Raw genomic sequence first — 11,739 nt, forward strand, 5'->3', positions numbered from 1 at the left:
CTGTAACGCGCGTGCCCCGGGACGCGGCCGGCACACCTCGCGCCGCCCGCGCCCGCGGGCCCGGCCGCCGCCCCTCCCCCGCAGCTCGGAGCACCACATGCATCCCTTCCTCGACCACCGGGGGCCGCTCGCGTTCGCGCACCGGGGCGGCGACCTCGGCCACCCCGAGAACTCGCTCGCCGCCTTCGAGGCCGCCGTCGCCCTCGGGTACCGCTACCTCGAGACGGACGTGCACGCGACCGCCGACGGCGTGCTGGTCGCCTTCCACGACAGCCGGCTCGACCGGGTGACCGACCGGTCCGGCGCCGTCGCCGAGCTGCCCTGGAGCGAGGTCCGGCAGGCCCGGATCGGCGGCACCGAGCCCGTCCCGCTGCTTGAGGAGCTGCTGGACGCGTTCCCCGGGGCGCGGTTCAACATCGACGTCAAGGCCGCACCGGCCGTCCTCCCGCTGATCGAGGCGGTCCGCCGGACCGGCGCGTGGAACCGGGTCTGCGTCGGCGGGTTCTCCGACACCCGGCTCGCCGCCGTCCGCGCCGCCGCCGGCCCCCGGCTGGCCACCTCGCTCGGGCCGCGCGAGGTGGCCCGGCTGCGGCTGCGCTCGCTGGCCGGGCCGCTGCTGCCCGGGCGCGGGGCGCCGTGGGCCGGCGTGTGCGCCCAGGTCCCGGAGCGGCACCGGGGCGTCCGGGTCGTCGACCGGGCCTTCGTGCGCACCGCGCACCGCCTCGGCCTGCAGGTTCACGTCTGGACTGTGGACGACCCCACACGGATCAGGGCTCTACTCGACCTGGGTGTGGATGGCATCATGGCCGATCGCATCGACGTACTGCGGGACGTCCTCGGCGAGCGCGGCTGCTGGTCAGACGGCAGCAACGGCTCCAGCACGGTGATTGGAACCCCATGAGCACCGCGACCCACCTGCCCGACCACCCGGCGACCGCCACCGATCCCCGCGCCCTGCGCCGGATGCAGTTCAGTTGGTACGTCAACGACTGGGCCAACGCCGCCTTCTCGGCCACCGTCCTGACGGTGTTCCTCGGGCCCTACGTGACCTCCGTCGCCAAGAACGCCGCCGACGCGGCCGGCGACGTCCACCCGCTCGGCCTGTCGGTCCGCGCGGGCTCGTTCTTCCCGTACACGGTGTCCTTCTCGGTGCTGATCTCCGTCGGGGCGATGCTGCTGGCCGGCACCGTCGCGGACCGAACCGGGCGGCACAAGGAGCTGATGTGCGGCTTCGCCTACGTCGGCGCGGCCGCCACCATGGGCATGTTCTTCCTCGACGGCGACCGCTACCTGCTCGGCGGCGCACTGCTGGTGGTCGCCAACATCGCGTACGCGGTGTCGGTCGCGCTCTCCTACGCCTACCTCCCGAGCCTGGCCGGCCCCGACGAGCGCGACGCGGTGTCCTCCAAGGGCTGGGCGTACGGCTACGCGGGCGGCGGGCTGCTGCTGGTCGCCAACCTCGCCCTGTTCGAGGGCCACGACGCACTCGGCCTCTCCTCCGGCACGGCCGTGCGGATCTGCCTCGCCTCGGCCGGCCTGTGGTGGGCGCTGTTCACCGTCGTCCCGATGCTCCGGCTGCCCTCCCGCGCCGGCGCCGCCCCCGCACCGACCGCACCCGCCGGGGACCGCCCGGCCGCGGGCAGCCTGCGCGAACTCGCCCGCACCCTGCGCGGCATGCGCCGCTACCCGCTCACCCTGCTCTACCTGGGCGCCTTCCTCTGCTACAACGACGGCATCCAGACCGTCGTCTCGCAGGCCTCGCTGTACGGCAGCGAGGAGCTCGGCATGGACCAGACCTCGCTGGTCGTCGCCGTCCTGCTCGTCCAGATCGTGGCGATCGGCGGCGCGCTGCTCCTCGGCCGGATAGCCCACCGCTACGGCGCCAAGCGGACCGTCCTCGGCTCGCTGGTCGGCTGGGTGGTCACCCTCGCGCTCGGCTACTTCATGCCCGCCCACCAGCCCGCCTGGTTCTACGCCCTGGCCTGCATGATCGGCCTGGTCCTCGGCGGCAGCCAGGCGCTCTCCCGCTCGCTGTTCTCGCACCTCATCCCGGCCGGCCGGGAGGCCGAGTACTTCAGCGTCTACAAGGTCAGCGACCGCGGCACCAGCTGGATGGGCCCGCTGGTCTTCGGCCTCGCCTACCAGATCACCGGCAGCTACCGCTCGGCGATCATCTCGCTGCTGGTCTTCTTCGTCATCGGCTTCGCCGTCCTGGCGAAGGTCCCCGTCCGCCGCGCCATCGAAGCCGTCGGCAACCCCGTCCCCGAACGCCTCTGACCCCAGGCCCCGACGGCCCGGCCTCCGGCGACCCCCGCCCGAGCCCGGGCCGTCCCCGTCCCCCGCCTGGTGGAGCCCGCCCTCCGGCTCGCGCTCCCGGCCTCGGCCGACCGCGTTCGCACGGGTGGACATATCGCCAACTCGTTTTGTTCGCATGACCATTCGACCGGCAAAGAGGAAACGGGAAACCCCGCCGATACCCGTTTGACCGGCCCGTTCGCATGCCAGGATTCCAGGCGGAAGCGGCGGGAGACCGCGTCCGGCCCACACCACGGCGGATGCCTGGGCGGGTGAATCCAGAACGGGGGTTGGCATGCACGCGCCTGAAACGCCGTCCGACGAGTTCGGCCCGGAGCTCCGCAGACGGCGGATCGCCGCCGGACTCACCCTCACCCGGCTCGCCGAACTGCTCAGCTACAGCAAGGGCCACCTCAGCAAGATCGAGCGCGGTCACAAGGCCCCGCCGCCCGAGTTCGCCCGCCGCTGCGACGTCCAGCTCGCCGCCGCCGGCGAGCTGGAGCGGCTCCTGCCGACCGGCCGCCGGCGGCCCCCGGCCGACCCGCACGCGCCCGCCGGCCCCCGCCAGGACCCACCGCTCCCCCACCAGCGTGGAGGAACCTGCTCCCCCGGAGGGCTCGGACGGCGGCAACTGCTCGCCGCCGGAGCCACCTCCCTGCTCGGAGGCGGACTCGCCACCGCCCTGCCGGCCGCCGCCGCACCCGCCGGCGCAGCGGACCAGGAGTCCACCCCGGTCGAGGTCTTCCGGACCCACTTCGACCAGATCCGCAGGCTCGGCCAGAACAGCGACCCCGGCACGCTGCTCCCCCTGCTCACCGTCCAGACCCACACCCTGCGCGAACTCGCCGTCCAGGCCGACCCGGTCAACCGCGGACGGCTGCTCGTGCTCGCGGCCCGCTACGCCGAGTACGCCGGCTGGATGGCCCAGGAGGCCGGCGACGACCCCTCGGCACTCCGGTGGACCGCCCAGGCCGTCGAACTCGCCGAGGGCGGCGGCGACCACGACCTGGCCTCGTACGCCCTGGTCCGGCGCGCCCTGATCACCTTCTACGCGGGCGACGCGGACCGGACCGTCCAGCTCGTCCGACCCGCGCAGGACGGCCGCCTGCCGCCCCGGATCCGCGGCCTCGCCGCCCAGCGCGAAGCCCAGGGGCACGCCCTCGCCGGCAACCGGGAGGCATGCCTGCGCAGCCTCGACCGCGCCCGCCGGCTCCTCGCGGCCGCCGCCGACCAGGACGGCGGTGCCCCCGTCCTCGGCACCACCACCCTGGCCGACCCGGCCGCCGTGGTCACCGGGTGGTGCCTCCACGACCTCGGCCACCCCCGCAGGGCGGCCGAGGTGTTCGACCAGGAGTACCCGCGGATCCCGGCGCACGCCGTCCGCAGCCGCGCCCGGTACGGACTCCGGCACGCCCTCGCCCACGCCGCCGACGGTGAACCGGAGCACGCCTGCGCACTGGCCGCGGACCTCCTGCCCCTCGTCCCCGCCCTGCGCTCGGCCACCATCCGGGCCGGCGTCCGCCAGCTCGCCCGCGAACTCCAGCGGTTCCGCTCCAGCCGGTCCGTCCAGGACCTCCAGCCCGCGCTCGCCAGGGCACTGCACCCGTAGGGCCCGGGGGGCCCGGTGCGGCCTCCGGACCGCCACCCGCACGCGCCCGCCGGACCGTCACCAGAACCGACCGTCACCAGAGAGGTGCTCCGCCATGCCCGACGTCTTCGTCAACTACCGCACCGACGACGAGGAGGCCACCGCCACCCTGATCGAGCGCGAGCTCTCCCGGCGCTTCGGCGACCGGCGCGTCTTCCGCGCCAGCAAGTCCATCGGGATCGGCCAGGCCTTCCCCCGGGAGCTGCTGACCGCCGTCCGGCGCAGCAGCGTCCTCCTCGCCGTCATCGGCGCCCGCTGGGCCGACGCGCGCAAGGCGGACGGGCGCCGCGCCCTCGACGACCCGACGGACTGGACCCGCCGCGAGATCGTCGAGGCCTTCGAGAGCGGCGCGCTGGTCGTCCCGGTGCTCGTCGGCCGCACCACCCGGCTGGACCGGCACGCCCTGCCGCCCGAGCTCGCCGAACTCGCCGACTGCCAGTACCTCCGCTTCGACACCCGGGACGCGGACTCCGGCCTGCGGCGCATCGGCGACGAACTGGCCAGGACGATCCCCCAGCTCGCCGAGGCCGAACAGCGGATCGACGGGGAGCCCGGCGCCGTCCAGACCCGCAACGAGGTCGGCCGTGTCGACGGCAGCGCCGTGCAGGCCCGGGACTACCGGCACGACCAGAGCGGGGGCATCGGCAACGTGGGCCGCGCCGTGGGGACGTTCATCAACAACGCGAGCGGACCGGTCCACACCGGGAGCGGCGCACAGCACAACACCACCCGCCACGGCGGCGTCGAGATCCACGGCGACGGCGGCTCCTACGTCGAACGCGGCACCGTCAACAACGACTTCGGCGGCCGCCGCGACCGCGAGGGCCGCCGGTGATCGAGGCTGGGGACACGACCTCGATCGGCAGCACGCAGGGACCGACTCACACCGGTAACGGCAGCCAGTACATCACCAACAACAACTACTTCGGTTCATCGGAGGCACCGGGTCGTGGCGGTGCCCCTCAGCTGGTGACGCTCGCGCAACGCGAATGGCTGCGTCAGCGTTTCGTCGGACCGCCCGGGTACGGGGCCGCGGCCGCGCGGCTGGAGACACCGGGCACGGTCGTCCTGCTCACCGGCGCTCCCGGAAGCGGGCGCCGTGCGGCGGCCATCGTGTTGCTGCACGGCGCCGGTGAGGGGGGTGACGCACTCCGGGAGGTCTCGCTCGACGACTGGCTGAAGCAGAACGAGTCGGCTGAGCCGGTCGGCGGGGAGCGCATCCTGTTCGACCTCTCGGCCGTCTCGGCACCGGAGTTCATCGATGCCCAGAGCCGCCTGGGTACGTCTTGGGAGAAGCTACGCCGTCTGGATGCGCGGATGGTCATGGTGATCCCCCGGGATCACGAACGCCACCTGCGACCGGACTTCCACCAGCTGTTGGTTCCGATCGGACGCCCCGACGAGGCGGGTGTCCTGGCCCGGCACCTGAGACCCGCGGGAATCGAGCTCTCCCGCACCGAACTGCGGCACTCGGTCTTCCGCCCGCTTCTCGGCCGTTCCCCCATGCGGGAGCTGCAGCAGCTCTCCGCACTGCTGGTCCAGGCCAGATCCGCGGGCGGCGACTTCGCCACATGGGCAGCCGAAGCGCTCGCAGCCGTCAAGGATCGGACCGTCGAGGTCGCCGAGCAGATCGCCGGTCTCGACGACGGCCGGCAGAAGGCTCTGCTGTTCACCTCCGCAATGCTTGACGAGGCTCCGGCGGATGCGGTGATCCGGCTGTCCGAACGGCTGCTGGCGAAGCTCGGCCACCCCGAGGACACACAGCCCCGCCTCGACCGTCCCGATCCGCTCCAACGCCTACAGGACGTAGGGGTCAAGGTCGAGGACGAGCGGGTCCGATTCGCCGCGCTGGCGTACGGAGCGGCGGTGCGGTCCCACTTCTGGCTCTACTACCCGGACCTTCGCCCGGCGTTCGGCGGCTGGGTCACGGACGCGGTCAGGGAGACCCCGTGGCTGGAGTCCGTCGACCGGCAGCGGCTCATCGGCCGGTACACCGAGCAGACCCTCCGCATCGGTGACGTCCGCACACTGACCGATCTGGTGGAGTCCTGGGCCCAGGACCCCCGGCTGCTCCCCGAGGCGATGCAGGTGCTGGGGCAGGGGCTGCTCAGCGAGGCCTGGGGCACGGAGTTCCGACGGAGGATCTACGACTGGTCGACGACTCCCCGGCTGCCCGGCAACCTCGCCCGGGTCCTGGCGCGGACGTGCGTCGAGGTCCTGGCGCCGCGCTTCCCCGACCAGGCGCTGGTGCGGCTGCACCAGCTGGCTCGCAGGGAGCTCGGCGCCGATCCGCCCGAGGTCCTGGACCTCCTGCTCGGGCTGGTCCGCCGGGACAGGCGGCTCTACCTCCGCCTCCTCGACCGGCTCTGCACCGGCCTGGAGAAACCGGCGCCGGAGCGGTCGGACGCCGGGATCTTCCTGGCCCTGGCGGAGTCCCTGCCCACCTGGGTGCCGCAGCGGGACGTCGCCCGCGGCTGGCGGGGAGTGCTGACCGTGGCACGGGAATCCCGGACCTGGGAGCCCGCCGTGCGGGCCTGGCTCTCGGCGGCCCGGCGGGAGCGGGACGGGGGTGCGCGGCTGATGGGGATCCTCGTCGAGGCCGCCTGCGGCCGGGTCGACGTGCTCAGCCGCTTCTACCTGCTGGCGCACGGCTGGGCCGTCGGCCCGGACGACGGGCCGGCTCCGCTGACCCGTCGCGAGGTGGCGGCCCGCTTCTGCCGGGCGATCGACCGCGCACAGGGGATCGAACCGCTGGACCCGGCCGCGGCCGGGCCGGCCGAGGGGAGCACTGCGTGAAGGGCAGCGGAAAGGCGCCGCTCGTCGGTCTGGCCGTCGGGGCCGGTCTGGTGACGGTGGTTCTCGGGGTGTCGGCCAGGTGGCCGGTGTGGCTGTGGGGCGTGCCGGCGGCGGTGGCGCTGGTGCTGGCCGTCCTGTTGGCCTCGGCGAGGTCACCGGTGCCCGAGCCGGATCCGGAACCCGGCCCCGAACCGGAGCCCTGGCCCGAGTTCGAAACCGTCGCCGCCCCGGCGGAGCCGCCCTGGGAGGAGACCCGGGTGGACGGCGTGGCGCTGCCGAGCCGGGTGCCCGACTACGACTTCCACTTCTCGGCGACGGTGTGGTGGCGCCCGATCCCGAACACGACCGGGCTGGTGCACGCCGACCCGGCCGGTCTGGCGATCGAGACGGTGCTGGCCCGCGCCCGCCAGGTGACCGAACTCGAGGTGCCCGAGCGGCTGGATCTGGTGCGGCACCGCTTGAACGGTGTGCTCGGCACCCAGCGGCCGGACGCGTCGGCCCTCGTGGAGGCCATGGGCGGACGGGTCGACCTGAGGCTGTCGGAGGACGACCGGACCAGGCTCGGGAAGCTGTCCGAGGTGCGCAAGTCCGAGGAGGTCTGGGAGCACGAGCGCCGCCAGGAGCAGAGCAGGCGTGCCTATCTGGGTGACGACGTCCTGAAGTCGCCCGGTAGCGCGGTGGTGTGGTGGTTGGCCCGGCACGACGACAAGGTCCGGGAGGCCGTCGACATGATCGGTCCGCTCGCCCAGCTGTCGGCGGCGGCCAACGACGAGGACGTGGACGGCCTGTACGAGCACCTGGTGCCGTACCCCGCGCCGAGGCCGGTCCCGTTCCTGGACGCGGTGGCGCCCACCCCGGGGCGCCGGGAGGACGACGGGGACGACGGGGACGAGGGCGGGCCGCCCGACCGGCCCGGGCCGACGGAGCCGACCGGGCCGACGCGGGGGCCGGCTGTGGTCGGTCCGCTGACCGAGCTGCTGGACGACGTCGATCTGGTGACGGACTCCCCCGAGCGGACGGTCTACCTGCACCGGGTCGCTCAGGCCACCGATGCCGCCGGCCGCTCCGAGCAGGCCAGGTTGATCCGGGAGAGCCTGCTCGGAGACGGCTCCGGGCTCCCCGCGGCGGCGCCCGACCCGAGCCGGACCGCGGGCGGTACCGGCGACGGCCCCGGCGTTCCCTGGGCGAAGGTCGGCGGAGCGGTGAACGGTTCCGCCGTGAACGGTTCCTCGCCCGGCCGGGTGCCCGGTCCCGGGGCCCCGTGACGGCGGCTCGGCCGGATCCGCCGCCACCCCCGGCCGGGGCAGTGGGGCGCCGGGCCGGGGGTGGGTGGGGGTCGCTGCGGGCGGGGGTTACTGCGGGGTGACGTAGGCGCCGGAGATGCCGCCGTCGACGAGGAAGGTGTTGGCGGTCATGAAGGAGGAGTCGTCGGAGGCGAGGAAGGCGACCGCGGCGGCGATCTCCTCGGGCTCGGCGAAGCGGCCGAGGGGGATGTGGACGAGGCGGCGGGCGGCGCGCTCCGGGTCCTTGGCGAAGAGCTCCTGGAGCAGCGGGGTGTTGACCGGCCCCGGGCAGAGGGCGTTGACGCGGATGCCCTCGCGGGCGAACTGCACGCCGAGCTCCCGCGACATCGCGAGGACGCCGCCCTTGGAGGCGCTGTAGGAGATCTGCGAGGTGGCCGCGCCCATGACGGCGACGAAGGAGGCGGTGTTGATGATCGAGCCCTTGCCCTGCCGCTGCATGTGCGGGATCGCGTACTTGCAGCAGAGGTAGACGCTGGTCAGGTTGACCTCCTGGACGCGCTTCCAGGCGTCCAGGCCGGTGGTGAGGATGGAGTCGTCGTCGGGCGGGGAGATGCCCGCGTTGTTGAAGGCGATGTCCACCCGGCCGAACTCGTCGGCGACGCGCTGGAAGAGCGCGCTGACGGCCTGCTCGTCGGTGACGTCGGCCTGGATGAACAGGCCGTCGACCTCGTTGGCGGCCTTGGCGCCGGTCTCCGCGTCGAGGTCGACGCAGACCACCTTGGCGCCCTCCTGGGCGAACCTGCGCGCGGTGGCCAGGCCGATGCCGCTGCCCGCGCCGGTGATGACGGCCACCCGGCCGTCGAGTCGCTTGGTCATGCTGCTCACTCCTCCGTGGAGATGAAGACGTTCTTGGTCTGGGTGAAGGCGTCCAGGGCGTCCGGGCCGAGCTCGCGCCCGAGGCCGGACTGCTTGAAGCCGCCGAAGGGCGTGGTGTACCGCACCGAGGAGTGCGAGTTGACGGAGAGGTTGCCGGCCTCGACGCCGCGGGCGACCCGCAGGGCGCGGCCGACGTCCCTGGTCCAGATGGAGCCGGACAGGCCGTACTCGGTGGCGTTGGCGATCCGCAGCGCGTCCTCCTCGTCGCGGAACGGGACGACGGCGACGACCGGGCCGAAGATCTCCTCGGTGAAGGCCCGGTCGTCGTGCCGCACCGGTGCGAGCACCGTCGGCGGGAACCAGAAGCCGGGCCCGTCGGGGGCGGTGCCGCGGAAGGCGACGGGCGCGTCGTCCGGGACGTAGGAGGCGACCCGGCTGCGGTGGGCGGCGGAGATCAGCGGGCCCATCTCGGTCTGCTCGTCGCCCGGGGCGCCCACCTTGACGCCCTTGACGGCGGGCTCCAGCAGCGCCATGAAGTCGTCGAGGACGGACTCCTGGACGAGGATGCGGGAGCGGGCGCAGCAGTCCTGGCCGGCGTTGTCGAAGACCGCGTACGGGGCGGTGGCGGCGGCGCGGGCGAGGTCGGCGTCGGCGAACACGATGTTGGCGCTCTTGCCGCCGAGTTCGAGGGTGACCGGTTTCACCTGCTCGGCGCAGCCGGCCATGATCTCCTTGCCGACCCGGGTGGAGCCGGTGAACACGACCTTGCGCACGTCGGGGTGGGTGACGAAGCGCCGGCCGACCACCGGGCCGCGGCCGGGCAGGATTTGCAGGACGCCCTCCGGGATGCCCGCCCGGAGGGCGAGCTCGCCGAGCCGCAGGGCGGTCAGCGGGGTGAGCTCGGCCGGTTTGACGATGACGGTGTTGCCGGCGGCGAGGGCCGGGGCGAGCGCCCAGGCGGCGATCGGCATCGGGAAGTTCCAGGGAACGATGACGCCGACGACGCCGAGCGGCTCCTGGAAGGTGACGTCGAGCCCGCCCGCGACCGGGATCTGCCGGCCGAACAGCCGCTCGGGCGCGGCGGCGTAGTACTCGATGACGTCCCGCGCGTTGCCGGCCTCCCAGCGGGCGTTGCCGATGGTGTGGCCGGCGTTGGCGACCTCCAGGGCTGCGAGGTGCTCGCGGTCGGCGTCGACGGCGGCGGCGAACGCGCGCAGCAGTCGGGCCCGGTCGGCGGGGGCGACGCGGCGCCAGCCGTCGAAGGCGGCGCGGGCGCGGGCGACGGCGGCGTCGGTCTCGGCGAGGCCGGCCAGCTCGACGGTGGTGATCACCTCCTCGGTGGCGGGGTTGACGACCTCGTGGAGGTCCGGTTCGGTCATCGGGCGCTCTCCCTGTGGTTCGCGGACGGGCTGCCGGGGTGGCTGCCGGGGTCGGTGCTGGACGGGGTGCCGGTCCCGGCGCCGGGCTGGAGCTCGGACGGAGTGCCGGACGGGGGGCCGGACGGGCCCGCGACCGGGCCGGCGGACCGGCAGGCGGCGACCAGCGCCTGGAAGATCCGCTGGTCGTAGGAGTCGGTCTCGGGATGCCACTGGACGCCCAGCGCAAAGTGCCGGTCCGGCAGTTCGAGCGCCTCGACCGTCCCGTCGGTGCTCCGCCCGGTCACCCTCAGCCCGGCGCCGATCCGGTCGACGGCCTGGTGGTGGTAGCACGAGACCTCGGTGACCGGCCCGAGGACGGCGGCGAGCCGGCTGCCCTCGGTGAGGTCGACGCGGTGCCGGACGAAGGCGGCGGGGACGGTCTGGTGGCTGCCGTCGGGCAGGTGCTGGAGCAGGGTTCCGCCGAGTTCCACGTTGAGCAGCTGCATCCCGCGGCAGACGCCCAGCAGCGGCAGGTCGCGGCTGAGGGCGGCGTGCAGCAGGGTGCTCTCCCAGTCGTCGCGGGCGTGGTGGGGCGGGCCGGTGCGCGGGTCGGCGTCCGCCGCGTACCTGGCCGGGTCGATGTCGGGCCCCCCGGCGAGGAGCAGCCCGTCCAGGGCGTCGAGCAGGTGCTCGACGCCGCCGGGCTGGGGCGGCAGCAGCACCGGGGTGCCGCCCGCCCGGGCGACGGAGTCGACGTAGGTCTGCGGCACGAGCGAGGCGCGCTGGCGCCAGACGGACCAGGCGGCCTCGTCCTGGTAGCTGGTGATGCCGATCAGGGGCCGTCGGCGGTCGTCACGGGTCATGGTGGTTCTCCTGTGCCGTGGTTCAGAGTCGTTCGAAGCCGCGGCGGCGTTCCCAGTCGGTGACGGCCCGTTGGTGGGCGGCGAGTTCGGTGCGTCCGGCGTGGGTGTAGTGGTCGACGACGTCCTTGCCGAAGGCTTCGGTGGCGGCGGGGCTGTGGGCGAAGGCGTCGACGGCGTCGCGCAGGGTGGCGGGGACGCGGGGGGCGTCGGAGGTGTACGCGTTGCCGGTGAACTCGGGTTCGAGTTCGAGGCGGTGTTCGATGCCGTGGAGTCCGGCGGCGATGAGGGCGGCGACGGCGAGGTAGGGGTTGACGTCGCCGCCGGGGACGCGGTTCTCGAAGCGCAGGGAGGGGCCGTGGCCGATGACGCGCAGGGCGCAGGTGCGGTTGTCGCGGCCCCAGGCGATGGCGGTGGGGGCGAAGCTGCCGGGGACGTAGCGCTTGTAGGAGTTGACGGTGGGGGCGAGGAGGAGGGCGAAGTCGGCGAGGCAGGCGAGTTGGCCGGCGAGGAAGTGTTCCATGGTGGGGGAGAAGCCGTGGGGGCCCTGGCCGGGGAAGGCGGGGGTGCCGTGTTCGTCGCGCAGGCTGAGGTGGATGTGGCAGGAGTTGCCTTCGCGTTCGTCGTACTTGGCCATGAAGGTGAGGCTGCAGCCTTCCTGG

At 74.0% G+C, this 11,739-nt stretch carries 9 protein-coding genes and 1 pseudogene; 6 read left to right on the forward strand and 4 right to left on the reverse strand.

The genetic code is table 11. From position 1 onward, the window contains the following. The first annotated feature begins 97 nt into the window (after window positions 1-97). The 6 genes from ACIRS1_RS14150 to ACIRS1_RS14175 all read left to right on the forward strand — a co-directional run bounded on the left by ACIRS1_RS14150 (window position 98) and on the right by ACIRS1_RS14175 (window position 8,004). The gene (locus ACIRS1_RS14150; protein WP_402839265.1) at window positions 98-901 is read left to right on the forward strand and encodes a glycerophosphodiester phosphodiesterase; all 804 of its coding nucleotides are present in this window, start codon (window positions 98-100) and stop codon (window positions 899-901) included. Further along, window positions 898-2,277 carry an MFS transporter gene (locus ACIRS1_RS14155; RefSeq protein ID WP_402839267.1) on the forward strand — a complete coding sequence of 460 codons (1,380 nt, stop codon included), beginning with the start codon at window positions 898-900 and terminating at the stop codon, window positions 2,275-2,277. Before ACIRS1_RS14150 ends, ACIRS1_RS14155 begins: the two co-directional genes overlap by 4 nt. Window positions 2,278-2,590: 313 nt before the next feature. Then, entirely contained in the window at window positions 2,591-3,904 is a 1,314-nt protein-coding gene (locus ACIRS1_RS14160; RefSeq protein WP_402839269.1) for a helix-turn-helix domain-containing protein, read from the forward strand. A 94-nt stretch (window positions 3,905-3,998) separates the two neighbouring features. Beyond that, a complete protein-coding gene (locus tag ACIRS1_RS14165; RefSeq protein ID WP_402839271.1) occupies window positions 3,999-4,778 on the forward strand; it encodes a toll/interleukin-1 receptor domain-containing protein in 780 nt (259 codons plus the stop codon). 134 nt (window positions 4,779-4,912) lie between these two features. Continuing rightward, window positions 4,913-6,739 carry a hypothetical protein gene (locus tag ACIRS1_RS14170; RefSeq protein WP_402839273.1) on the forward strand — a complete coding sequence of 609 codons (1,827 nt, stop codon included), beginning with the start codon at window positions 4,913-4,915 and terminating at the stop codon, window positions 6,737-6,739. Beyond that, complete coding sequence (locus tag ACIRS1_RS14175; protein ID WP_402839275.1) at window positions 6,736-8,004, forward strand: hypothetical protein; 1,269 nt, start codon at window positions 6,736-6,738, stop codon at window positions 8,002-8,004. The genes ACIRS1_RS14170 and ACIRS1_RS14175 overlap by 4 nt, the downstream gene beginning before the upstream one ends. Window positions 8,005-8,091: 87 nt before the next feature. Here the strand turns inward: ACIRS1_RS14175 and ACIRS1_RS14180 are convergent, their stop codons facing one another. The 4 genes and pseudogenes from ACIRS1_RS14180 to ACIRS1_RS14195 form a co-directional block, all read right to left on the reverse strand. Then, on the reverse strand, window positions 8,092-8,859 hold the full coding sequence (locus ACIRS1_RS14180) for a 3-oxoacyl-ACP reductase (RefSeq protein ID WP_387899696.1): 768 nt from the start codon (window positions 8,857-8,859) through the stop codon (window positions 8,092-8,094). A gap of 5 nt (window positions 8,860-8,864) precedes the next feature. Next, the gene (locus ACIRS1_RS14185; protein WP_402839278.1) at window positions 8,865-10,238 is read right to left on the reverse strand and encodes an aldehyde dehydrogenase family protein; all 1,374 of its coding nucleotides are present in this window, start codon (window positions 10,236-10,238) and stop codon (window positions 8,865-8,867) included. Beyond that, on the reverse strand, window positions 10,235-11,080 hold the full coding sequence (locus tag ACIRS1_RS14190) for a gamma-glutamyl-gamma-aminobutyrate hydrolase family protein (RefSeq protein WP_402839280.1): 846 nt from the start codon (window positions 11,078-11,080) through the stop codon (window positions 10,235-10,237). Before ACIRS1_RS14190 ends, ACIRS1_RS14185 begins: the two co-directional genes overlap by 4 nt. Before the next feature lie 22 nt (window positions 11,081-11,102). Beyond that, window positions 11,103-11,739 (reverse strand): annotated as a pseudogene (locus ACIRS1_RS14195) (glutamine synthetase); the annotation flags it as partial.

The organism is Kitasatospora sp. NPDC101176 (assembly GCF_044768035.1).
Taxonomy (GTDB): Bacteria; Actinomycetota; Actinomycetes; order Streptomycetales; family Streptomycetaceae; genus Kitasatospora.

What these genes read in the sequence shown, in the direction of transcription:
- ACIRS1_RS14150 (WP_402839265.1), top strand. Translation starts at nt 98, where the DNA reads ATGCATCCCTTCCTCGACCACCGGGGGCCGCTCGCGTTCGCGCACCGG.
- ACIRS1_RS14155 (WP_402839267.1), top strand. Translation starts at nt 898, where the DNA reads ATGAGCACCGCGACCCACCTGCCCGACCACCCGGCGACCGCCACCGAT.
- ACIRS1_RS14160 (WP_402839269.1), top strand. Translation starts at nt 2,591, where the DNA reads ATGCACGCGCCTGAAACGCCGTCCGACGAGTTCGGCCCGGAGCTCCGC.
- ACIRS1_RS14165 (WP_402839271.1), top strand. Translation starts at nt 3,999, where the DNA reads ATGCCCGACGTCTTCGTCAACTACCGCACCGACGACGAGGAGGCCACC.
- ACIRS1_RS14180 (WP_387899696.1), bottom strand. Translation starts at nt 8,859, where the DNA reads ATGACCAAGCGACTCGACGGCCGGGTGGCCGTCATCACCGGCGCGGGC.
- ACIRS1_RS14185 (WP_402839278.1), bottom strand. Translation starts at nt 10,238, where the DNA reads ATGACCGAACCGGACCTCCACGAGGTCGTCAACCCCGCCACCGAGGAG.
- ACIRS1_RS14190 (WP_402839280.1), bottom strand. Translation starts at nt 11,080, where the DNA reads ATGACCCGTGACGACCGCCGACGGCCCCTGATCGGCATCACCAGCTAC.